Annotated in this window: 18 protein-coding genes and 1 pseudogene; 9 read left to right on the plus strand and 10 right to left on the minus strand. The window is 60.5% G+C overall.

The features are described from left to right. Positions 1-2: 2 nt before the first annotated feature. The 3 genes from IVA81_RS30840 to IVA81_RS30850 form a co-directional block, all read right to left on the minus strand. Positions 3-770: an LssY C-terminal domain-containing protein gene (locus IVA81_RS30840; protein ID WP_247324947.1), complete on the minus strand. Its 768-nt coding sequence runs from the start codon at positions 768-770 to the stop codon at positions 3-5. 124 nt (positions 771-894) lie between these two features. After that, complete coding sequence (locus IVA81_RS30845) at positions 895-1,923, minus strand: transporter (RefSeq protein WP_247325255.1); 1,029 nt, start codon at positions 1,921-1,923, stop codon at positions 895-897. A 778-nt stretch (positions 1,924-2,701) separates the two neighbouring features. Further along, entirely contained in the window at positions 2,702-3,811 is a 1,110-nt protein-coding gene (locus IVA81_RS30850) for a biotin/lipoyl-binding protein (protein WP_247324949.1), read from the minus strand. A gap of 202 nt (positions 3,812-4,013) precedes the next feature. Between IVA81_RS30850 and IVA81_RS30855 the strand changes: the two genes are divergently transcribed. The 7 genes and pseudogenes from IVA81_RS30855 (at position 4,014) to IVA81_RS30885 (ending at position 13,154) form a co-directional block, all read left to right on the plus strand. After that, the gene (locus IVA81_RS30855; RefSeq protein WP_247324950.1) at positions 4,014-4,727 is read left to right on the plus strand and encodes a hypothetical protein; all 714 of its coding nucleotides are present in this window, start codon (positions 4,014-4,016) and stop codon (positions 4,725-4,727) included. Between the two features lie 156 nt (positions 4,728-4,883). Then, positions 4,884-6,317, plus strand: a complete 1,434-nt coding sequence (locus IVA81_RS30860) for a DUF1254 domain-containing protein (protein WP_247324953.1) — start codon at positions 4,884-4,886, stop codon at positions 6,315-6,317. 102 nt (positions 6,318-6,419) lie between these two features. Beyond that, positions 6,420-8,737: pseudogene (locus IVA81_RS30865) on the plus strand (DUF3604 domain-containing protein). Between the two features lie 28 nt (positions 8,738-8,765). Continuing rightward, positions 8,766-9,692: a peptidylprolyl isomerase gene (locus IVA81_RS30870; protein ID WP_247324955.1), complete on the plus strand. Its 927-nt coding sequence runs from the start codon at positions 8,766-8,768 to the stop codon at positions 9,690-9,692. A 91-nt stretch (positions 9,693-9,783) separates the two neighbouring features. After that, positions 9,784-10,707: a HupE/UreJ family protein gene (locus tag IVA81_RS30875; protein ID WP_247324956.1), complete on the plus strand. Its 924-nt coding sequence runs from the start codon at positions 9,784-9,786 to the stop codon at positions 10,705-10,707. A gap of 352 nt (positions 10,708-11,059) precedes the next feature. Next, the gene (locus tag IVA81_RS30880; RefSeq protein WP_247325256.1) at positions 11,060-11,599 is read left to right on the plus strand and encodes a hypothetical protein; all 540 of its coding nucleotides are present in this window, start codon (positions 11,060-11,062) and stop codon (positions 11,597-11,599) included. A gap of 118 nt (positions 11,600-11,717) precedes the next feature. After that, the gene (locus IVA81_RS30885; RefSeq protein WP_247324957.1) at positions 11,718-13,154 is read left to right on the plus strand and encodes a DUF1254 domain-containing protein; all 1,437 of its coding nucleotides are present in this window, start codon (positions 11,718-11,720) and stop codon (positions 13,152-13,154) included. 342 nt (positions 13,155-13,496) lie between these two features. Here IVA81_RS30885 and IVA81_RS30890 read toward each other — a convergent pair whose 3' ends face one another. Beyond that, positions 13,497-14,360 (minus strand): class I SAM-dependent methyltransferase, encoded by an 864-nt coding sequence (locus tag IVA81_RS30890; RefSeq protein WP_247324959.1) that lies wholly within the window; start codon positions 14,358-14,360, stop codon positions 13,497-13,499. Between the two features lie 300 nt (positions 14,361-14,660). Beyond that, complete coding sequence (locus IVA81_RS30895) at positions 14,661-15,554, minus strand: NAD(P)/FAD-dependent oxidoreductase (RefSeq protein WP_247324960.1); 894 nt, start codon at positions 15,552-15,554, stop codon at positions 14,661-14,663. A 114-nt stretch (positions 15,555-15,668) separates the two neighbouring features. Here IVA81_RS30895 and IVA81_RS30900 point away from each other — a divergent pair, with 114 nt between their 5' ends. Further along, a complete protein-coding gene (locus IVA81_RS30900) occupies positions 15,669-16,361 on the plus strand; it encodes a TetR/AcrR family transcriptional regulator (RefSeq protein ID WP_247324962.1) in 693 nt (230 codons plus the stop codon). Between the two features lie 428 nt (positions 16,362-16,789). Here IVA81_RS30900 and IVA81_RS30905 read toward each other — a convergent pair whose 3' ends face one another. The 5 genes from IVA81_RS30905 to IVA81_RS30925 form a co-directional block, all read right to left on the minus strand. Then, positions 16,790-17,746 (minus strand): hypothetical protein, encoded by a 957-nt coding sequence (locus IVA81_RS30905; RefSeq protein ID WP_247324963.1) that lies wholly within the window; start codon positions 17,744-17,746, stop codon positions 16,790-16,792. A 139-nt stretch (positions 17,747-17,885) separates the two neighbouring features. Continuing rightward, complete coding sequence (locus IVA81_RS30910) at positions 17,886-20,135, minus strand: molybdopterin cofactor-binding domain-containing protein (RefSeq protein WP_247324965.1); 2,250 nt, start codon at positions 20,133-20,135, stop codon at positions 17,886-17,888. A 1-nt stretch (position 20,136) separates the two neighbouring features. Continuing rightward, positions 20,137-20,595, minus strand: a complete 459-nt coding sequence (locus IVA81_RS30915) for a (2Fe-2S)-binding protein (RefSeq protein ID WP_247324967.1) — start codon at positions 20,593-20,595, stop codon at positions 20,137-20,139. An 89-nt stretch (positions 20,596-20,684) separates the two neighbouring features. Further along, a complete protein-coding gene (locus IVA81_RS30920) occupies positions 20,685-21,158 on the minus strand; it encodes an isoprenylcysteine carboxylmethyltransferase family protein (protein WP_247324969.1) in 474 nt (157 codons plus the stop codon). A 21-nt stretch (positions 21,159-21,179) separates the two neighbouring features. Further along, positions 21,180-22,073, minus strand: a complete 894-nt coding sequence (locus IVA81_RS30925) for an NAD(P)/FAD-dependent oxidoreductase (protein WP_247324971.1) — start codon at positions 22,071-22,073, stop codon at positions 21,180-21,182. Positions 22,074-22,187: 114 nt separating this feature from the next. Here IVA81_RS30925 and IVA81_RS30930 point away from each other — a divergent pair, with 114 nt between their 5' ends. Further along, positions 22,188-22,877, plus strand: a complete 690-nt coding sequence (locus IVA81_RS30930) for a TetR/AcrR family transcriptional regulator (protein ID WP_247324972.1) — start codon at positions 22,188-22,190, stop codon at positions 22,875-22,877. Positions 22,878-22,903 lie beyond the last annotated feature (26 nt).

Genomic DNA, 22,903 nt, shown 5'->3' on the forward strand with positions numbered 1-22,903 from the left:
GATCATCGGGCCTGCGAAATCCAGGAAAACGCCGCATCCTTTATCTGAATCAAAGCGGGCGCCGGTAGCATCTTAGTGACCTTCTCTGCTTTCTCCCCTCGACGGACAAGCCTGGCCACCCAGATCTCTCCGTCGGTGTGATAGGGGTCCCCTTCGCCATTCCGGCCATTGAGTGTGGGGCCGATCCCTCGCATTTGATAAATGCCCGTGACCACCCGCGCCTGGTTGAACTCGCCAATCAACTGGTCCCGCTCTTCATCAATGTTTGGTGCGATCCTATGAGTAATCTGGCCGGTATCGCGGCTCAGTGTGACCCCTTTGTCGAAAGTTGCGGATCCAAGCCAGACGGGACTTCCATCGGCCCCGTTGGCAAGGACTAACCATAGCCGGACGTGTTGGCGGCGGTCAGCGCTCACTCCGTCCGGCTTTTCAAAGGCCAAATCCTCGCGCCGTCCCTCGAAGAAGAGCGGACTGACAGGCGCATCTTTGTAAGGCCGATCAAACAGGACGCTGCCCACGATTTCGGCGCTGGTCCGCAACGTAATCGGGTCTGCGGGAAACCAGGCGGCAACATGAAATGCAGAAACGACGTCTTCACGGGTTCCGACGAGGCCGACGTTAATGGGACCGCCTGGAATTCCCTGCGCCGTCGAAGTCAGCATGGGCAGATGCGAGAGCCCAGGCTCGTGTTCGATCCGCGACCAGGTGGCTGGTAGAACCAGGTAGCTGATGGTGACGTAACAAGCGATCACCGCTACGAAGAGCAGCAAATAGCGGCGTCTGCGTACTCCTAGACTCACTCGACCGCCTCCGCACGACGTTTGATCGTGGCGAATAGACGCAAATATCTGCGGGACCGCGATGTATCACGCCGGCCCGGCTCAGCCCGATTCCCTATTTCGTCACGATCCGTCGTGTCGGCGCCACGGTACTAGTCGGCGCCATCGGCGAGATCGAGAATGTCAGCCACGTATTCCAGCCTGCTGGCCGATTTTCCGCAGCGAATTCGCCATATCCTTTCAGATTCAGATAGCCCTGCATGTCGCCGACCGGAAACAGAAATCCGATCTGCGGACCGACGGCAAGGACACGTGAGCGGAAACCACCGAGGATGGGGTGCTGCCCGGAATCGTCGGTGATCTGCTGATACGCATAGCCTACAAGGCCGACAAAGAGCTGCTTGGAGAGAAACTGCGAAGCACCCCAGTCGACATGGAAGTCGACGCCGCTCTGGTACTGCGTGTCCGGATTCTTGAAATTGTAGGTGAAGCCCGCAACCGCCGAAAATTCGTGTCCCGCCTGCGGGTTGAAATAGGTGTAGCCGCCGCCGCCATCGATGGCGCCGTGACCGATGCCGAGATTGGCCAGGCGGTTTGGATCGTAGGCCCCGACGGGGATGTCTCCCGTCACATAGGTCATGAAGTTATGGACGCCTTGATTCCATTTCAGCGTCACCTGCGGATAGAGGTCGCCGACGGAGGTGACGGAGTCGCCAATGCTTCCCGTGCGGGTTACCGCAAACGGTCCGAACCCCGTTGTGAGCGTCCCGTTCAGGTCGGCGGCCGACCGTCCGAACAGTCCGGTGACGCCAACAGCCAATTGTCCGCCCAGCACCGGCGTCGCGAAGGTGTAGGTGGGGTTGAGCAGCACCAGATCGGCCTGCGCGTTCAGATGCAGATCCAGGTTGACGTTGACGGCCGCCGGAAATCGGCCGATCTGAATTTCTCTTGACGCGGCCGCGGCGCCGAACGCCGATACAGAGGTGTGATAGTAAACCTCCGCCATGGACCATCCCGGCACCGCGGGCGTTGCGGCAAGACTGCTGAAGCGTCCGGGAAGCCAGTAGGAAACGCCGCTTTCGTCGGCGTATGCGCCGTCGAAGGCTGCGGACATCGCCATGATTGCGCAGATGGCTGGGTACATCAGCCGACGACCAGACTTGCGTTCGGGCATGCAGCGCGTCATGTGCTTCCCCACTGTTTGCTCACGACAGTATGCCAGTGAGATTGTGAATGTCTCGCCTTAAAGTGGCAAGCTGTGAAATCGCGCCGTCGTGTTGCCCTGGGGTGACGCTGTTTTTGCGTCGAGGTGTTTGACCGGCCCATTCGCAATTGGTGTTCGGCTCGGGCTAGACGCAGTGCGTCGGGCGCCGCGTATTGACTCGGGAGGGGATGAACTCCCGCGCCGCGGTGTCTCACTATCGGTTCACTCATTTCGCGCGTTGTTCGATCGACGATCGCGTTCGGTGCCCGACGTCGCTGATATCGGCTATTCCAACGGCTGCACTTTTGCTGCCATATCCGGAGCGCGGCTGACCCTGTAGGTCGCGTTCCCGCATTTCAGAACCCAGACGGCATAATCGGGCCTGGACCGCTTTGCATCCCTGGTCGCGCGGAGCGGCCGATCACAGACAAAGCCCTGCGTGCGAATTTGCGCAGCGAGCTCATCCTTAGGCGTTTCTTCCGCGGCTTGCGCGGGGGATATCATCAGGCCGCTATGAGACCTGCTTCCGGTCAGCAACGATGCGGCGAGGAGAAGAACGCCAGCAAACAGATGAGCAGGCGCGACGGTATTGCGATGCATCATAGTCCCCGAACTCCACGATAGAAGAAACTTGAATAACCCGAGAAAGGTGTGCATGCAGCTTTATGAAGGGTGCCACATGCTTGCGCTGCAACGCGTCTCTCCGCGAACCGATCGGCTAGAGATAGGCCGTGTAGGAGCTGACCCATACCAGGATCGAGGCGAGCAACCCGATCACGCCGGCATTGTCGGCGAAGGCAGTGGCGCTGCCGGACATCCCCAATCGGAGCGTGTCACGGTCCATCCCGTCGGGGGTCGAGATCTGCGCCGGAAACACGGTCGCACCGCCGAACGTGTTGGTGCGGGCGAGCGTCCCGGATACGGCGATCTGGCCTTGCCCGATGCCCTTGGGAATGCCGATGATCCTGGCGTGATAGATGCGGCCCGGCACATTGTCGAACACGAGGTCGACCGCGGTGCCTTCCTTGACGGTCTGAAACCCGTTTTGCGAGAACACGCCAACCAGCGCGATCTCCTTCTCGACAATGAACGACATCGCTGAGCGCGCCTGCAGCGCCCGGTCGCCGACAGTCAAGGCGACGACGGTGACGTAGCCGTCGGCGGGCGCGCGAACGGATGTTTGCGATAACTCCCAATTTGCGTTCTCGAGCTGGGCCTGAATTTGCGCAACGGTGGTGTTGACACCGCCTATCTCGGAATTCAGCGCAAGCTTGGCGCTCTGCTGGGCCGCCTGCGCAGCCGTGAGCTGCGCCGACACGGTTTCGTACTGAACCTGCTTGTCCTGCGCCTGAAATTGCGTGTTGGCATCGTCAGAGGCCAGCGTCTCAATGTCGGCGAGACGCTTCTTGTTGTAGGCGGCCTGAGCGGTAAGCCCCGCCACATTTGCGCTCGCCTGCTCGTAATTTGCCTTCAGGATCTCCGTCTGCTGCTTTGCTGCCGCGAGCGAGGCCTGTAACTGCGAGACCTTGTATTGAAACGGCGCCGGATCGATCTGAAATAAGACATCGTCCTTCTTCACCGGCAAATTCGGTTTGACCGGGATTGCGACAATTTGTCCCGTCACATTCGGCGTCACTTCCACCACACGGCCGGTCACCGTCACGCGGCCCGACGGCGTCAGATAATTAAAAAGCGCAAGAAATGTCGCGAGAATAAATCCGCCGATCAGCAGCGAGATTGTCCCCGACAGCCAGCCCCACCGCACGAGTCTGAATTTCGAGAACACGACCCAAAGCGCAATGAGGTAGAGGCATAGAACAATAACCATGGCTGGTCCTCATTCTAAGATTGTGCTAATGTAATGCTTGTGGAGGTAGCTGAAGCATCACCCTTCGAGGTTCTGTCAGACTACAAGTCCGTAGATTTTAATTCCAGCGCGCGTTTTTGATTCTGCAGACGCCATGCGGCGTTAACTGCAGCCGATATTGCACGTCTCGATGCACGACCTCTCGCTCACAAGCGAGCTCGCTATGACCGCCGATCAATCGACTTCCGCAAGAGAAGGAATTGATGTCATGCGCATCACAACATTGAATCAGATTTTCGGATTGCTGTTTCTGACCACCGGCCTATGCACTGGTGTGGCCCTCGCCCAGAACGCGGCGACGCCGCCGCCCATCAAGACTATCGGCACCCCGTCTACTCCCGCCAAACCCGAGATCGTGCCCTCGCTGTTCGTGCTTAACTCCCGTGGTGCGGCGTTGCAGGGCGACACACTCGTTCTGACCGGTGTGTCACCCAGCTCGATCATATTTGCCGACCGTCCAGTGCGGTCCGCGGGCCACCAGCCCACCGCCGATGTGATCGCGGAATGGGGATCGGGCGAGGACAGCTTTGCCAAGAATCCTCCGAATGCGACCGTCTCCGTGCTCGGCAAGGATGGTTCGGTGAGGGACGCCGTCGTGGTCCTGAAGAATCCGAAGCTCGATGGCGACAAACTGACCTTCAACGTTCAGACCCTTGAAGGCGATCTTGCCGGCGCCGACGGCGGCGCCGCGCTCTTCATCGACATCATCGGCCGGCCGTTCACGCCGATGTCGTTTGCCGGCGTCGCGCGTCGCGGCGCATTCCGTGGCGCGATGTATGCCGGCGCGGTCGGTGCGGCGGCCTACGGCGCGGCTGCGTACTACCACCCATACTACCGTCCGGCCTGCGGCTACTATCCGTACCCGCCTTGCTACTAAGAGACCGGCGAAAAGGAGTTTCGGGAGACCAACATCAGCGCGCGAAGGCGAGCCCCGCGCCGATCGGTATTGATTTAGATCAAAGGATACACCGTTGCTGTTTCATCCAGCAGGAACGAAAATTGGACCAAGACATCAGCAATAATGGTGCGTGCCATGTTGACCAAACGCGATCTTCTCCGTTCCACCGCCCTGGCGGCAATGACAGTTGCGACGGCTCCGATCTCTGCGCTTGCGCAGTCTGACCGACCGGGCTTCTTCAAGGCCAAGGACATCGCCGAAGCCGGCTTCATCTTCGGCCTGCCGATCGTGATGAACTATGGCGTGATGTACGAATATGTCGTCGATCGCAACTCCAGCCAGTTCAAGGCGCCGTTCAACCACCTCAAGAACGAGGCGAGTGTCTACACGTACAAGGACACCGCCATCGTCACGCCGAACAGCGACACGCCCTATTCAATGGGATGGATGGATCTGCGCGCGGAGCCCATCGTCATTTCCGTCCCGGCGGTGGACCCGAAACGCTACTACTCGGTCCAGCTCGTGGACGGCAACACCTACAATTACGGCTACTTAGGGAGCCGCGCCACCGGAAGCGATGCCGGCGACTACATGGTGGTCGGGCCGGACTGGAAGGGCGCAACTCCGCCGGGGATCAAGAAGGTGTTCCAGTCGGGCACGCAGTTCTCGCTCGCCATCATTCGCACCCAATTGTTCAATCCGGAGGATCTCGACAACGTCGTCAAGGTCCAGGCCGGTTACAAGATGCAGCCGCTTTCCGCCTATCTGAAGCAGCCAGCGACGACTGCATCGGCGGCGGTCGACTTTCCCAAGATCGACAAGGAGCTCGTGAAGACGAACTTCTTTGAATATCTCGACTTCGTGCTGCAGTTTGCGCCGGCGCAAGAGAACGAGATGGAAATACGCGCAGCACTGGCAAAGATCGGCGTCGGCCCCGGCAAGACATTCAACTTCAAGGACCTGCCACTGGAGCAGAAGCTTGAAGTCGGCCTTGGCATGAAGGAAGGCGAGAAGAAGGTCGAGGAAGCCGTCGCGACCGTCGGCAAGAGGATCAACGGCTGGCAAGTCAGCGCGCCTTTCGGCGACAACGCCCACTACAATGGCGACTGGCTGAAGCGCGCTGTCGCAGCTAAAGCCGGTATCTATGGCAACGATTCGGTGGAAGCGACCTATCCGCAAACACGTATCGACGGCGACGGCCAAACGCTCGACGGTAGCAAGAACAATTATACGCTGACATTCCCGCCGGGCGAGCAGCCGCCGGTGAATGCATTCTGGTCGGTGACGATGTACGACGGCAAGTCGCAGCTTTTGATCGAAAACCCGATCAACCGCTATCTGATCAATTCGCCGATGCTGACGAACATGAAAAAGAATGCCGACGGCTCGGTCACGCTGTACATCCAGAACAAGTCGCCTGGCGCGGACAAGGAAGCCAATTGGCTGCCCGCGCCGAACGGGCCGATCTACCTCGTGATGCGGCTATACTGGCCGAAGACCGAGCCGCCTTCGCTCCTGCCGGCAGGTGAAGGTACGTGGAAGCCGCCTGCTATCGTCGCGGCGCGGTGATGTTTTGCGACGGTCGCCATCACTAGGACGAGATGGCGGCCAACCCGCGTAACGAGTCGACCTATCGATTTGGACGTCAACGAAGCCAATAGGGGCACGGACATGACGAGTGTTAGCTATCGCATCGCGTTGTTTGCCTTTGCAGCTTCTACGGCCCTTGTATCGCCCGCGTTCGCTCAGACCACCCCGGAGCGCAACGCGTATTTCGGGGAGACCCACGTCCATACGGGCTGGTCGTTCGACGCCTACATCTTCGGCAACACCAAGACCGATCCGTCAGACGCCTACAAATATGCGACCGGAGAGACCATCCTGCACCCGATGGGATATCCCATCAAGATCACGACCCCGCTGGATTGGATCGGCGTCACCGATCACTCGGAATATGTCGGCACGGTGAAGCTGGCGAATACGCCCGGCTCGGCCCTGAGCAAGCTGCCGATCGCCGAGAAGCTGAAGGTTCGCAGCGCAGCCGATATTCAGAGAATTTATCTCTGGCTCGGCTACACGATCATCGACAAGAAGCCGATCAATGAATTGATCAGCCCCGACGTTGCCGGCAGCATCTGGAAAGAGAACAATGCGATCGCGGATCGCTTCAACAAGCCCGGGATATTTACCACGTTCTGTTCCTACGAATGGACATCGACGCCCGACAACCGGAACATGCACCGCAACGTCTTCTTCAAGGACTGCGCCAAGGTGCCGGAGTTACCATTCAGCTCCATCGACTCGTCGGCTCCGGAAGACCTGTGGGACTGGATGGACGGCCAGCGCAAGGCAGGCAACGAGTTGCTGGCCATCTCGCACAACGCGAACCTCTCCGACGGAATCATGTTCCCGACAGAGCTGGATTTCAAAGGTCGGCCGATCGACAAGGCCTGGGCCGAGTCGCGCGAACGCAATGAGAAACTATCCGAGATCAAGCAGATCAAAGGGCAGTCAGAGACGCATCCGAGCCTGTCGCCCAACGATGAGTTCGCGAATTTCGAGGTGTTGACCTATTTGCTCGGCGATCCGGCGGGACGTTTCCCGACCATTCCGGGCAGCTATTTCCGTGACGCCTACAAGACCGGAATCGCGATGCAGGTTTCGCGGGGCTATAACCCCTACAAATTTGGCATCGTCGGCGGCTCCGACTCACACAATACCGGCGTGCCCTACCGTCAGGACAACTTCTACGGCGGCCATGCCCGCAACGATGGCGAGGAAAAGCAGCGCATGGAGGGGCACGTCTTCGCCGGCCTCGACGTTCGCCTCGAGAACCCCGCCGGCCTCACCGGCCTGTGGGCCGAGGAGAACACCCGCGTTTCGTTATTCAATGCAATGCAGCGCAAGGAAACCTTCGCAACCAGTGGGCCACGTATCCAGTTGCGCTTTTTTGGCGGATGGGAATATAGCCAGGACGCAAAGGGCGAAAAGAGCAGGGAAGTCTGGAACATCGTTCCGGATTGGCTCAAGGACCGGCTGTGGGTTCGTACCGCCTACGCGCAAGGCGTGCCGATGGGAGGCGACCTGCCGTCGAAGTCGGCGGACAAGAAGGCCCCGTCCTTCGCGGTTTGGGCCGTGAAGGACCCAACATCGGGCAATCTTGACCGCATTCAAATCGTCAAGGGATGGACCAAGGACGGGCAGACTTTCGAAAAGGTTTTTGATGTGGTCTGGGCGGGCAAGCGTGCGCCCGATCCGGTCACCGGCAAGGTTCCGCCGATTGGCAGTACCGTCAACATTCACGAAGCGAGCTACGAGAACACGATCGGCGCGGTCGAACTCAAGACCGTGTGGAGTGATCCGGAATTCGACCCCAGTCTCGACGCATTCTATTACGCCCGGGCACTTGAAATACCGACGCCGCGGTGGACCACGATTCAGGCCAAGAATCTCGGCATCAATCCTCCCGACGTCGTTGCGGCCACGGTACAGGAGCGCGCCTGGGCGTCGCCGATCTGGTACACGCCGACCGAGCAGGCGCGGCAGGCCGTCAAACCCGGCACGACCATCGCCAGCCTGCAACAGCGGCCAGGCGCGACCGCGCTGAATGATGCCCAACTCAAGGACCTCCTCGTCGGCAAGTCGACCTGGATTCGCAATAACGTGACCGGCAGCATCTTCCAGGTCATCTGGAGTGCGGCTGGCCGGCGCCTGATCACCAATGTTGACGGGACGCTGCCACAGCCGGGCCAGGTCGGCGACGTCCTGCATAGCGGGGAACTTGGTCGCCATCGTCCTATTCGATCAAGAATGGCAAGATCGTCACCGCGTTCGGAAACCTGCCTTACGAGGTCACCGTCTATAAGGTGGGTGACAAGTATTTTGGCGCGCGCAGCAATGAATACGGCTATGCCAATTATGAGATCGTTCCGACACCGGTAAATTTGGAGAATCTCAGTTTGGGTCAAGCCGAGCGTTCTCCCTTCTAGCGTGACAAGTTGTCAGCAAGAGCCCTGAGTGTTGTTAGATCGTCCAACGGATGAGGGCGCTGCGTCCGGCAGGAATCCGGACGTAGCCGTGCCGGCTCGGCCATCGCGGCTGCGGCGATGGTCGCGTGAACCGCTGGTTCATTTTCTTCTGATCTCCGTGGTGCTGTTTGCTGGCTACCGCATCTTGCATCCCAAATCAGAAGACACATCCGGACCCAACCGGATTGTTCTGACGCCGGACGACCTTGTTCAGATGAGTGTGGCCTGGCTGGCGCAGGGCCGGCCGCCGCCGACTCCGGAGCAGATGCAAAATCTCATCGAGCTCAAGGTTCGGGAGGAGGTGCTGTTTCGCGAGGCAACGGCGCTCGGACTGGACAAGGACGACACCATCGTCAAGCGGCGCCTGGCGCAGAAAATGGAATTTCTGGTCGAGGGCGCTTCAATCGACAACGACCCTTCGACCGATACGCTAAGGGCCTGGTTCAAGGACAATCAGCAGCGATTTACCCTCCTGCCGCGAATCTCGTTCCGTCATCTCTATTTTTCCTCCGATCGACATGGTGAGCGCACCCGGGAAGCCGCCGCGAAAGCCCTGGAGCAAGTCGCGGGGCAGACGACCGATGCGAAAGACGTCGCGGCCGTTGGTGACCCCTTCATGTACCAGGATTACTACGGCGATCGGTCATTCGACGATATGGCCAAGCTATTCGGACTGAATTTCGCGCGGGCGCTCGTGAATATCAAACCTGGCTCGTGGCAAGGACCGGTGAAATCCGGGTACGGCTGGCACCTGATTTTCGTCGACTCTGCCGCGCCACGCAGGGTGCCGGCCTTCGAGGAGATCGAGTCTGACATCAAAGCAAGTTGGGTCGCTGACCAGCGCGCGCAAGCGAAAGCGAAAGCCTACGACGCAATGCGGGCACGCTACCAGGTCGTGCTGCCGGAGAAGCCGTGAAATGGCTCTACGATTGGGATGTCTAGGCATCGTCTTCGCAGTGCTCGCTTTCTTGACTGGCGCGTCCGCACACGAGTCCCGCCCGGCGTACATGGAGGTGACCGAGATTGCGCCGCACCGCTATCAGATCGTCTGGCGCACGCCACTGTCGTCCGGCATGCGGCTTCCAGTCGCGCTCCGGTTCCCGGAAAAAACACGCAACGTCACCGAGCCGACCCTGCGCGAACTTTCGGACTCGCTCATCGAACGCAGGCTGATCGAACTGGACAGCGGTCTCACCGGCGCACGCATCGAAATCGTCGGCCTGCAGGCGACCATCACGGACGCGCTGGTGCGCGTGCAGTTGCTCGATGGTAGCTACTCCACCACGCTGGTGAGTTCGTCAAGACCGTGGATCGAGATCGCAACGTCGCGCAGCTCGCTGGAGGTCGCGAGCGCGTATCTGATGCACGGCATCGAGCATATCCTGTTCGGCTACGACCATTTGCTGTTCGTGTTGGCCTTGATCCTGATCGTGCGTCGGGGCCGCGTCCTCCTGATCACGGTCACCGCGTTCACGGTCGCCCATTCCATCACCTTGAGCCTTGCGACGCTAGGGGTGGTCCACGTACCCGGACCGCCGGTTGAAGCCACGATCGCGCTGAGCATTCTTCTTCTGGCCTGCGAGATCATTCGATCCGACCGCGGGCAAGCGAGCCTGACCGCGCAGTGGCCGTGGCTCGTGGCCTTCTCGTTTGGCCTGCTGCATGGATTCGGCTTTGCCAGTGCACTGACGGAAATCGGCTTGCCGCAAGGGGATATTCCGCTCGCATTGTTTGCGTTCAATGTCGGCGTGGAAGCCGGGCAACTGATCTTCATTGCGGCCGTTCTGGGCGCCTTGCGATTGGCGAAATGGATCAAGGTCCCGGTTGTCGTCGAGCGCCACGCAAGGCTGGCCACGACCTATGCGATCGGCATCATGGCCGCGTATTGGCTTATCGAGCGACTGGCCGGTGTTACCGCCTCAGCGGCATGAGTTCAGAACAATGACCATGGCTGGCCCTCATTCTCTGATTGTGCTATCATGATGCTCGTGGAGGTAGCTGAAGCATCACCCTGCCAAAACTACAGGCCCATAAGATTTAATTCCAGCGCGCGTTTTTGATTCTGCGGACGCCATGCGTTAACTGCAGCCGGTATTGCACGTTTCGATGCACGACCTCTCGCTTGGAAGCGAGAGAGCTATGACGCCGATCGATACTTCCGCAAGAGAAGGAATTGATGTCATGCGCATCACGAAGTTAAATCAGATTTTCGGATTGCTGGCTCTGACCACTGCCCTGTGCGGTAACAACGTAGCGCTTGCCCAGAACGCGCCAGCACCGCCCATGAAGACCATCGGCACGCCATCCACGCCAGCCAAGCCTGAGGTGATACCCTCATTGATCGTGCTCAATTCCCGCGGGGCGACCCTTCAAGGGGATGTGCTGACTTTGATCGGCGTTTCGCCGAATTCCATCATATTTGCTGACCGGCCAGTGCGCGCGGCCGGCCATGAGCTTACCGCGAATCTCATCGCAGATTGGGGCGCGAGCACGCCAGGCAACGACAGCTTCGTGAAGGATCCGCCGAACGCAACCGTGTCCGTCCTCGGCAAGGATGGCTCGGTGAAGGACGCCGTCGTCGTGCTGAAGAACCCGAAGCTCGACGGCGACAAGCTGACTTTCAATGTTCAGACCCTTGAAGGCGATCTCAATGGTGGGGACGGACCGGCTTCGATCTTCGTCGATATTTTCGGGGTCTGGCGCCGGGCGGCCTTCCGCGGCGCAATGTATGCCGGCGCCGCCGCCGGAGTCGCAGCCGCCTATGGCGCGCCGTACTACGCCCGTCCGGCCTGCGGCTATTATCCGTATCCGCCCTGTTATTGAGAGGAGGGAAGGGCTGAAGGCAGGCGCTGCCTCGCAGCACCTGCACAATGCCGGACTATCGCTTCCGACAATCACAACAATACGTTTCCAGGCGCAGATGTAAGGAGAGATCATTCCAATGGAAATCACCCGTCGCAACGTAACGATTGGCGGCATCAGCCTGCTCGCCAGCGCCTCCATGAGCACGATGAGCCGGGCTGAACTCGGTGAACTGCTCGGCATCGGCGAAGGATTTGAGGATTTCGCGCTCGCCACCGACGCCTACATCTTCGGCTATCCGCTGGTGACGATGGAGATGACGCGCAGGGTTCTCACCAACGTCGCGGCACCGGCCGGGACCCGAGCGCCGATGGGGCAGATCATCAAGCTGCGCCAATATCCCAACGCGTCCTACAGGGACGTAACCGCACCGAACGCGGACACGCTTTACACCAGTGCGTTCTTCGATGTCGGCAAGGAACCGTGGGTATTGAGCATCCCGGACATGAAAGGCCGTTACGCGCTGTTTCCGATGCTGGATGGGTGGACCACCGTGTTCCAGGTGCCGGGCAAGCGGACGACCGGCACCGGCGCGCAGACCTATGCGATCACGGGCCCCGGATGGAAAGGCACACTGCCCGCCGGCGTGAAGGAATACAAATCGCCGACCAGCATCGTGTGGCTGCTCGGCCGAATCTATTGCACCGGCACGCCGGAAGACTACGCCGAGGTGCACAAGCTGCAGGATGAATTCAAGCTGGTGCCGCTGAGCTCCTATGGCAAGCCCTACACACCGCCCGCGGGCACCGTGAATCCGTCTCAGGACATGAAGACGGCCGTGCGCGAGCAGGTCAATCGCATGGATGCGGTGGCCTATTTCACGATGCTCTGCAAGCTCATGAAAGACAATCCGCCTGCCGCCGCAGATACGCCGCAGCTCGCCAAGTTCGCCAGGATCGGAATCGTGCCGGGACAGGATTTCGATGCGAGCAAGCTCAAGGCGGATTTCGTCAAGCGCGTTCCGGAAATCGCCAACGATCGGATCATGCTTCAGTTCAAGATCAACAAGGATATGAAGGACGAGAGCGGCTGGGGCTTCACGACCAAGACCGGCATCTACGGCACCGACTATCTGATGCGGGCGCTTGTCACCGCCATTGGCCTCGGCGCCAACCGCCCGCAGGACGCCGTGTACCCGACATCGCAGAAGGACGCCGAGGGCCGGAAATACAACGGCGCCAACAAATACGTGATGCGATTCCCCAAGGGGCAGCTGCCGCCGGCACAAGGCTTCTGGTCGGTGACGATGTACGATTCCGGCTATTTCTTCGTGAAGAATCCGATCAACCGCTACTCGATCAGCGCGCGGGAGAATCTGAAATCGAATCCGGACGGCTCGACCGATCTCTACATCCAGCAGGAGTCACCGGGAAAGGACAAGGAATCCAACTGGCTTCCGGCGCCATCGGGCGATTTCGTCCTGATGATGCGGCTGTACTGGCCGAGCGAGAAGAACCCCTCGATCATCAACGGATCGTGGAAGATTCCGCCGGTGAAGAAAGCCTCGACGGCTTGAGATTGACAGATAGGAACCGGAGGAAGGGATAGTCTTCGCGGAGACAAACCCTTCACCGGCCGCTCGCCTGGCCGCGCACCGCGCGGGATGATCTGTTCTTGCGATCAAGCCACAAGTGGCCGGATCGAACGTGAAGCAGTAATTTGCAGTTTGCTGAAGCATGGTTGCGAGCCACGAAGCGAGGCGTTTCTGTCTCTTCTGCGTACCCTGACCGATTGGCCAACTAACCAACTCTCTACTCTCCGAGACCGAGACCGCGGCGAATACGGCCTCATCTGGTCCCGCTGACCGGCCAAAGACGCCCCCCTCCACCGAGCGGGGCGTCTCCCCTGCTAATCGCTATCAGCTTGCGGGATTGCGCGCCGTGACGATCCACGTCGCGCTGTCGATTATCACCGACCGCTCGCCGGCGTGGCCCGCGAAGGCGGCACGAACCGCAGCCGAGGCGCGGGCGCGGATGTCGTCAGGCTGATCAGCCAGAGCGCGCGACAGCGGGCCGACCTCGAGCGTCATCTTCACCGCGTCGTCGATCGCCGCGTCCCGCGTCGCGCCCTCGCCAAGCGGGACGGAAGCATCGAAGGGCGCGAAAGCGATATCAGTGAAGCCGGCCGCCGTCAGGATCCGAGCCACCCGCCCCGGGTCGCCGAACGAGAATGGACCGGGCGCTTCGGGATCGGGCGGCGCCGTCGGCGGGACGATGCCCTTGATCGCGCCCATCGGCAGGCGCATCCAATCGTTCTCGGCCACGCCGCGCCAGCAGACGAAAGCGACGCGGCCGCCCGGTTGGAGGGCACGGCGCATATGCGCGAACGCCTTTGTCGGATCGTCGAAGAACATCACTCCGAAACGCGAGAACAGGATGTCGAACGCGCCCTCGGGCAACTCGGCGTTGCTGGCGTCGGCTACCTGGAACAGGACCTGCGTATCCTTTGGCGCAAGCGCGCGCGCGCGACCGATCAGCGGTTCGGATATGTCCACGCCCAGCACTTGGCCCCCCGCGCCGACGCGGGCGGCCAGAGCCAGACTCGACGCGCCCGCGCCGCAGCCGACGTCCAGCACGCGCTCGCCCGTCGCGGGCGCGGCGGCTTCGATCGCGGCCTGGCCGAACACCTCCAACCTGGCGTCGAGCCGGGCCTGGTGGACGACCCAGCGCTCCCCGCTTTGGCCCTTCCAGTCGGCGACCTGATCGGCATTGTGCTGTGCCATGACATATCCTTGTTCTGGTTCGTTCTTGACGAAGCTATCCGATGCCAAAGCGCGCATCGTCTCCAGCGATCCCGCCTCCACCAGCGATAAGGCGCCAGACCTGCGTGTGATCGTCTCATGCGTCGAGATCGGTGCCGCCTGAAGCGCGATGCGATGAGGATGAATCGCCATCGCGCTTTAGGTTGTTGTTTGAGCATGATCTTTTCGGAAAACCGCTGCGCACTTTTCCGGATCATGCTTTGGCGCCGGACTTCGAAGGACAACCGCGCGCGCGGCAACCGGAGAAGGGAATCTGTGCTCTCAACTCAGCATCGACTGCTGGGCGAAGATACCCGCCATCGCGCCCTGCGATGATGCCTGGGTGACCGAGGGCAAGAAGACCGTGGTGAGGTCGCCGGCGGCGTAGATGCCGGGCATGCTGGTTTGGCGGCGCTCGTCGACCTTGAGGGCGATGCCGCCGGGCGTATCCACCGTGGCGAGGCCCAGTGATTCATGCAGGCTAGCGGACGGCTTGGTGCGCGGATGCGCGAACAGGATGTCGACCGCGACATTGCGGCCGGTATCGAGCTTGACGGTGGCGATGTGGCCCCCGTGATGGGCGATCCCGGTGATCCGGCCGTCGACGACAGGTATGTTGCGGCGCGCCAGATCGGCCCGGATATCGGGCGGAATGTCGTGACCATCGGCGAAGAGCGTCAACTTGTCGGTCCAATCGAGGAACAGCCTGGCCTGATTGTGCGACTGCGGGCCGGACCAGACGAGGCCCCAATGCTGGCCGGCGACTTCAAAGCCGTCGCAATAGGGGCAGGGCACGATGGACGTGCCCCAGCTTTCGGCAAAGCCCGGAACGTCAGGCATCTGGTCGGCGATGCCATAGCTCAGGATCAGGCGCCGCGCCCCAAGGCTTTCGCCATCGCCAGTGAGGACAGAGAAATCGTCGATGGCGCCGGAGACCCTGTCGGCCCGGGCACTGACCAGCCTGATCGTGGGATAGCGCGCCAGCTGCTGCCGCGCCTCGGCCAGGATGGCCAGCGGTGGCTTGTGATCGTGGCCGAGCAGGCCATGCGAGTGGCCGGCGAAGCGGTTGCGCGGCAGGCCGGTATCGAGAACGGTGACCCTGCGGCGGGCACGGCCGAGCTGCAGGGCGCCGGCGAGACCGGCAAAGCTGCCGCCGATGATGATGACGTCATCCATGGTGATGGGCTCCGTTGGGGGGCAGGTTGAAACCCACCCATTGGCTTGCATATTTCCGACACTGCATGGTATCGTAATTCAAGAATTAGGATACTGTCAAGGACTGGAACTGTGGTGACCGAAAACAGCCAGCGCCGGCGCGGCCGGCCCGCCAACGAGGCGCTTGGCCAAACGATCGTCGACGCCGCGCGCGAACTCTTTATGGAATTGGGTTTTCAAGCGACGACATTGGACAAGGTCGCCCAGCGAGCGAAGATATCCAAGCTCAGCATCTACAGGCACTTCGAGAACAAGGAGGCGCTGTTCGGCGCGGCCATGGCGGCCGGCTGCCGTCAGTTGTTTGCACCACAGGCCCTTCTTGAAGGCGTCGACAGTTCGGTCGAAGATCAGCTCATGGCGGTGGGATCATTACTGCTTCGCACGCTGTTGAGACCGGACGTCCGCAGTGTCGAAGCCATGGTCATGGCCGACAAGACCAGTCAAAACTCGTTAAGCAAGCTCCATTTCGAAGCCGGCCCCGTCCATGTCATCGCCCAAATCGAGGCCCTGTTGCGTCAGTTGCACGCGAAGGCGGTTCTGAACGTGCCCGATCCTTTCCGGTCCGCCCGCTTGTTTGCCGCGCTTTTCAAAGGATCCGATCTCCTGATGATCGCACGCTTCGATCAGGCGAGAGCAGAGGACGACAAGGAAATCGAATCCTATTGCCGGTCGGCCGTCGCCATGTTCATCGCCGCGCACCGTGGCAACGGCCACGCGGGCGGATATTCGCCTCCCAAGGTCAAAAGACAAAATTTGAATCGTGCGTGACCGATGTCGTCAAAATAACCGAGACCGGTTTGAAAATCATGGAGGCTGAAGAGCTTTCGATTAGCGGCAAGATTGCGGAAAAATACGCTCGTTGAACTATCGGTTGCGATACCAGTCCGCACGATGATCCCCGCGCGCCCACCCGCTCTTGTCAGTTGGGGAAATGGCTCCGCAAAATAATGCGTATGTGTTCACGTCGCCGGCACACTTTGCGGGAATCGGTCTGTCTTGATGCGCGGGACCGGGTTGCGGCATCGCACCGCCAAGCTGAGACCTTGGTTCCAGCTCCATGACGCACCACCGCAACATCACTGCGGCCCGGCGCTGTGATGCCGCGGAAATAGTCCTGGATCGCGTGCGTGTTCTTCAAGGTGCCGCCTGCGAAATCCGTCTCGATCGCGCCGGGCGCGACGAGGGTCTCGTGTCGGTCAGGGAGCGTCGATTGACCGCAGCTGGAAGGTCGGCGTCTGGCCCTTTTTGGAAGGATCCATGAGATAGCCAATCTGGCCTTCCGCTACCCAAAGCTTGTCGCCGACGCGCGCGACGCCTGTTGGTCCAGCGAATTCCTTGATCGTTTCGATTTGGACCCGATCCCCGACAATCGTGACCTTAGAAAGCGGACCGGCGCCTTCAACCATCACGAATCCGGTCTTGTCTGCCCTAAGACCGTCCGGAAACTTGATTGGGCGTGACGTCTCAAGCTTCGTGACGGCACCAGCGACTCCCGATTTGGATTCGATGCGGAAGAGTTCGCCGCTTTGGAAGGTGTTGACGTACAAGGCGCCATCCGGTCCGAACGCAATCCCATCAAGACCCCCCTTCAGCTTGTCGTCCTGGACCCAGACGTCCAGCTCGGAAGATCCCTTCTTCAAGCGGAGTATCTGTGGCTGCAGAGTATTCGTGACGTAGAGTGCGCCGTCCGGGCCAACCGCGAGATCGTTACAGATCGAGGGTTTCGCGGGCAGTCGGGCGCTGACTTTTCCCTCTCCGGTTGTGAGGTCAAACCCCTTAACGAACGAGCCTTCGATCGTGTTTGGACCTTTGACGCCGAGCGGGGTGGCATCGTTCGAACATACCCAAAGAAGCCCTGACTTCTCGTCGGCGAGAACGCCGAACGTCGATCGCGTATCGAATGTCCCCGGCTTGATCCAGGCTTCGGCCTCGGAGGCGCCCGGCTTTACGCGCGCGATTCCGCCGTTCGTCAAGCTGCTGGCAAAGAGCGTTCCATCCATTGTCGCTGCCAGACTTTCCGGGAACGGCGATCCTGATAGGATCACGGTCTGCGATCGGGCCTCACTCGCAACCGAGGCCGCGACTATGCCTACCACCGCTGCGATGACCATTCGGGACAGGTTTTGAAATAGGTCTGATTTGTTAGCGCACATGCGTTCCTCCAAGCTGGATTATATGGTCGACGTCACTTCTGAGGGATGTTGGGCCACTCAACCCAAGATTGTCGGCTTGCGTGAGGGAAGATGGCGGTGCTCGGGCAAGCACCGCAAGTGGGCGATGGAGCTCAACTCATCAAGCGAAATTGACGCTCTTGTTTAGAGGCAATTCGCGTACCCGCTTCCCGGTGAGAGCAAAGATCGCATTGGCGAGAGCCGGGGCCGCCGGCGGGACGGGAGGTTCACCAATTCCTCGCACTTCCCCACCAAGCTCCAATCCCTTGACGATGATTTCGGGTGCCTGATGAAATCTCATGGCCTCGAACAGATGAAAATTGGTCTGGACCGGCGCAAAGTTTTCGTAGGTCAGCTCGCAGTTCATGGCATGGCCCAAGGCCCAGATGACGCCACCCCGCACCTGCGCTTCGAAATTGACGGGGTCCAGAATGCGCCCCACATCGCAAACGGCATATACCTTCTCGATCTTGATCCCCTGAGGAGTGTCGCTCACCTCGACGATTTGAGCCATGGGTACGCCGAAGGACAACGTCAGCGCCACGCCGCGGGCTCGCCGATCGTCGATACGCGAGCCTTTCCAACCGGAAATATCTCGCAGGGTCTGCAAGACTTTCTTGGACGGCTCATGATTGCAGAGACGAACAAGTTCCGCCATCGGATCCGCGCCCGCGGCATGGATCAACTCGTCCAAGAAGGAAGCATGGTGGAAGCCATTGGCGGACGCTCCGACGGATCGCCACGGGCTGACTGGCACCATTTCCTTTGCCTTGTAACCTGTCACACGAAAGTTCGGTATTGCGAAAGGTTGGTCCCAAATACCGTTGACGCTTGAAACATCGGGCCCCGGAGGAACGGGCGCCTGCAGCCGGTTGAACCAGGAAGCCCCCATCGATTGCCCCGCCACATCGATGCTCATGCTCTCGACCATGCCATCGCGAACTGTCCCTTTTGCGCGCGAGAGCTGAATGGGACGCGGATAGTCGTGCGCCATGTTCTCTTCACGGCTCCAGATCATCTTGACCGGAACGCCCTCCATGGCCATCGCAAGTTCGATGGCCTGTAACGCATAGGTGTCATCCAGTCGCGCCCCGAAGCTGCCGCCGATCGGCTGAACGTGCACGTAGACCTTCTCTTCCGGCAGTCGGGTCAGCTTAGCCGCATGGGCCTGGAGGAATACTGGGATCTGCGTTCCCGTCCAGATGTCGAGCCGCTCCTGCGTATAGAGGACAACCGCATTCATGGGCTCCAGCGGCGCATGGGCCAGATATGGGGTCCGATACTCCGCCTCGATCGGTTTGGATGAGCCGGCCAAAGCCTTCTCGACGTCTCCGTCATTGCGAAGCCGGCTGTCCTGCAGGTCTTTGGAGAATGAATTCTCCAGGACCTTCCACATTCCAGCCGAGTCGGCCGGATAAGGAGGATCGTTCCATTCGATCTTGATAGCGGCTGCGGCCTGAAAGGCTCTCCACGTGTTATCGGCGATCACGCCCACACCGTCTTTGATCGGGACGATCTTTTTGACGCCTCTCATCTTCTCCGCGCTGGAGGCATCATATCGTTTGATCGTGCCTCCCATGCCGGGATTGGTGCGGACGGTAGCGTACATAACCCGGTCCGGACGAATATCGATCCCGTACTGTTGTGTACCGGTAGACTTGGCGACGATATCGATCCGGCGCATCTTCTTGCCGATGTAGCGCCACTCCTGTTCTGGCCGGAGGGTGACATCGGTAACGGGCGCAAGCTGCGCTGCCTCAACGGCCAGCTCCGCGTAAGTGAGGGACTTGCCATCCGGCAAGATGACCTGACCGTCCTTGGTCTTCAATTGCGATCGTGACACCCCCGACCTTCTGGCCGCCGCCTCCTTCAAAGTCTCGCGCGCGACGGCGCCCGCCATGCGAAGTTTTTGATAACCGTCAGGTACGGTGGACGAGCCCCCTGTGATCTGCATACCGAGAACGCGGCTCAACACCTCGCCACCTCCCCGCGCGCCCCGGGCCATAATGCCCTCGTCGATCGTGGCGAAGGGCAGGCTGTCGTCCATGATCCGGCTGTTGAAGTAGGCCGTATCTGGCGGACCAGGATCGATGCGAACCTTGTGCGGATCCACGTCAAGCTCTTCGGCAATCAGATGAGCCTGGATGGAATATGAGCCTTGGCCCTTGTCGGCGCGCGGAGTGATGAGCGTAACGCCCTTTGCATCGACGCGGACGTAGGGCGTGATCGCAGCTTCCCCCGCCTTGAGTCCCTTGAGCAGCGGATTGGGAGGATCCCGGCGCAATCGGTAATAGCCGAAGGCGACGCCGCCGGCGATCGCAGCGGAGCCGATCAGGAACGTGCGTCTTGCAATCGTCTTGAGCCGAGCCACGCTATTTCCCCTTCATCATCTGGGCTGCAGTTTTGACGGCGCTGTGGATGCGAGTGTAAGTCCCGCAGCGACAAAGATTTCCGTCCATGGCCTCGGCGATTTCGGAGTCCGAGGGATCGGGGGTTTTAGATAGCAGGGCCGCTGCAGTCATCATTTGACCGGACTGACAATAACCGCACTGCGCAACTTGGTGCTCGATCCAAGCCTGCTGAACGACGTGCAGGTTCGCGGGAGTTCCCAGGCCCTCGATTGTCGTGATGCTGCCGCGGACCTCGCCAGCGTTGATCGAGCAGGAGCGAACCGCGGTATTGTCGATATGAACGGTGCACGCACCGCAAAGGCCCGCCCCGCAACCGTACTTCGGTCCCGAGATACCAAGCTCGTCTCGGAGCACCCAAAGGAGCGGCATTTCCGGTTCGACATCCAGATCGTAGCGCTTACTGTTGACGGTCAACTGCATTGCGAATGCTCCTATAGTTGCGAACAACGGCACCTGCCCGCCTGTCCAAGCGCGATCAGAAGGCCCCGCAGGCGGCAGCTGCGGAATAGTCAGAGCCAGCGGCGAACCTCGGCCTTGTAGCGGCGGTAGTCGTCGCCGAACTTCGCTTCGAGATAGCGCTCCTCGCGGGCGATCACCTGCGTCTGGATCGCGATCAGCACCATCGGGAGCAAGGCGAAGGCGATCGGCCCGTCGAAGCCGATCGCAAGGCCGGCATAAATGAGCGCCATGCCGAGATACATGGGATTGCGGGTCCACTGATAAGGGCCGGTCGTTGCGATGAGGGTCGTTGGCTGCGACGGCGGAACGTTGGTGCCCAGCCGCCGGAACAGCCCCGCCGCCGCAAGCATCATCGCCGCGCCGGCAACGAACAGCAGCGCGCCCGTCGCGACCCGCGACCGCCAGTCTATGCCGAAAGAGCGCAGGGTGACGAACCGCTCCGCCGCCAGCCCCAACAGCAGCGCTCCCAGATAGATGAAGGGCGGAGGGAAGCGCACACCCGCGCTGTCCGGTTCGACGGCCATGCTCATCTCCAATCTGTGCTCTCAACTCAGCATCGATTGCTGGGCGAAGATACCCGCCATCGCGCCCTGCGATGATGCCTGGGTGACCGAGGGCAAGAAGACCGTGGTGAGGTCGCCAGCGGCGTAGATACCGGGCATGCTGGTTTGGCGGCGCTCGTCGACCTTCAGGGCGATGCCGCCGGGCGTATCGACCGTGGCGAGGCCCAGTGATTCATGCAGGCTTGCGGACGGCTTGGTGCGCGGATGCGCGAACAGGATGTCGACCGCGACATTGCGGCCGGTATCGACATTGACGGTGGCGTTATGGCCCCCGTGATGGGCGATCCCGGTGATCCGGCCGTCGACGACAGGTATGCTTCGGCGCGCCAGATCGGCCCGGATATCGGGCGGAATGTCGTGACCATCGGCGAAGAGCGTCAACTTGTCGGTCCAATCGAGGAACAGCCTGGCCTGATTGTGCGACTGCGGGCCGGACCAGACGAGGCCCCAATGCTTGCCGGCGACTTCAAAGCCGTCGCAATAGGGGCAGGGCACGATGGACGTGCCCCAGCTTTCGGCAAAGCCCGGAACGTCAGGCATCTGGTCGGCAATGCCATAGCTCAGGATCAGGCGGCGCGCCCCAAGGCTTTCGCCATCGCCAGTGAGGACAGAGAAATCGTCGATGGCGCCGGAGACCCTGTCGGCCCGGGCACTGACCAGCCTGATCGTGGGATAGCGCGCCAGCTGCTGCCGCGCCTCGGCCAGGATGGCCAGCGGTGGCTTGTGATCGTGGCCGAGCAGGCCATGCGAGTGGCCGGCGAAGCGGTTGCGCGGCAGGCCGGTATCGAGAACGGTGACCCTGCGGCGGGCACGGCCGAGCTGCAGGGCGCCGGCGAGACCGGCAAAGCTGCCGCCGATGATGATGACGTCATCCATGGTGATGGGCTCCGTTGGGGGGCAGGTTGAAACCCACCCATTGGCTTGCATATTTCCGACACTGCATGGTATCGTAATTCAAGAATTAGGATACTGTCAAGGACTGGAACTGTGGTGACCGAAAACAGCCAGCGCCGGCGCGGCCGGCCCGCCAACGAGGCGCTTGGCCAAACGATCGTCGACGCCGCGCGCGAACTCTTTATGGAATTGGGTTTTCAAGCGACGACATTGGACAAGGTCGCCCAGCGAGCGAAGATATCCAAGCTCAGCATCTACAGGCACTTCGAGAACAAGGAGGCGCTGTTCGGCGCGGCCATGGCGGCCGGCTGCCGTCAGTTGTTTGCACCACAGGCCCTTCTTGAAGGCGTCGACAGTTCGGTCGAAGATCAGCTCATGGCGGTGGGATCATTACTGCTTCGCACGCTGTTGAGACCGGACGTCCGCAGTGTCGAAGCCATGGTCATGGCCGACAAGACCAGTCAAAACTCGTTAAGCAAGCTCCATTTCGAAGCCGGCCCCGTCCATGTCATCGCCCAAATCGAGGCCCTGTTGCGTCAGTTGCACGCGAAGGCGGTTCTGAACGTGCCCGATCCTTTCCGGTCCGCCCGCTTGTTTGCCGCGCTTTTCAAAGGATCCGATCTCCTGATGATCGCACGCTTCGATCAGGCGAGAGCAGAGGACGACAAGGAAATCGAATCCTATTGCCGGTCGGCCGTCGCCATGTTCATCGCCGCGCACGGCGTCAACGGCCACGCGGGCGGATATTCGCATCGTGTTCCAACGTCGCACCAATCCGAAGTGTAGCGTTTTCATGAAGAAAAGTTGCGAGG

Origin of the sequence: Bradyrhizobium sp. 141, assembly GCF_023074055.1 — a bacterium.
GTDB lineage: Bacteria > Pseudomonadota > Alphaproteobacteria > Rhizobiales > Xanthobacteraceae > Bradyrhizobium.

Excerpts from the sequence above, each read along its gene's own strand:
- IVA81_RS30845 (WP_247325255.1), bottom strand. The coding sequence starts at position 1,923 with ATGTACCCAGCCATCTGCGCAATCATGGCGATGTCCGCAGCCTTCGAC.
- IVA81_RS30850 (WP_247324949.1), bottom strand. The coding sequence starts at position 3,811 with ATGGTTATTGTTCTATGCCTCTACCTCATTGCGCTTTGGGTCGTGTTC.
- IVA81_RS30855 (WP_247324950.1), top strand. The coding sequence starts at position 4,014 with ATGACCGCCGATCAATCGACTTCCGCAAGAGAAGGAATTGATGTCATG.
- IVA81_RS30860 (WP_247324953.1), top strand. The coding sequence starts at position 4,884 with ATGTTGACCAAACGCGATCTTCTCCGTTCCACCGCCCTGGCGGCAATG.
- IVA81_RS30875 (WP_247324956.1), top strand. The coding sequence starts at position 9,784 with ATGGAGGTGACCGAGATTGCGCCGCACCGCTATCAGATCGTCTGGCGC.
- IVA81_RS30880 (WP_247325256.1), top strand. The coding sequence starts at position 11,060 with ATGAAGACCATCGGCACGCCATCCACGCCAGCCAAGCCTGAGGTGATA.
- IVA81_RS30885 (WP_247324957.1), top strand. The coding sequence starts at position 11,718 with ATGGAAATCACCCGTCGCAACGTAACGATTGGCGGCATCAGCCTGCTC.
- IVA81_RS30890 (WP_247324959.1), bottom strand. The coding sequence starts at position 14,360 with ATGGCACAGCACAATGCCGATCAGGTCGCCGACTGGAAGGGCCAAAGC.
- IVA81_RS30895 (WP_247324960.1), bottom strand. The coding sequence starts at position 15,554 with ATGGATGACGTCATCATCATCGGCGGCAGCTTTGCCGGTCTCGCCGGC.
- IVA81_RS30905 (WP_247324963.1), bottom strand. The coding sequence starts at position 17,746 with ATGTGCGCTAACAAATCAGACCTATTTCAAAACCTGTCCCGAATGGTC.
- IVA81_RS30915 (WP_247324967.1), bottom strand. The coding sequence starts at position 20,595 with ATGCAGTTGACCGTCAACAGTAAGCGCTACGATCTGGATGTCGAACCG.
- IVA81_RS30920 (WP_247324969.1), bottom strand. The coding sequence starts at position 21,158 with ATGGCCGTCGAACCGGACAGCGCGGGTGTGCGCTTCCCTCCGCCCTTC.
- IVA81_RS30925 (WP_247324971.1), bottom strand. The coding sequence starts at position 22,073 with ATGGATGACGTCATCATCATCGGCGGCAGCTTTGCCGGTCTCGCCGGC.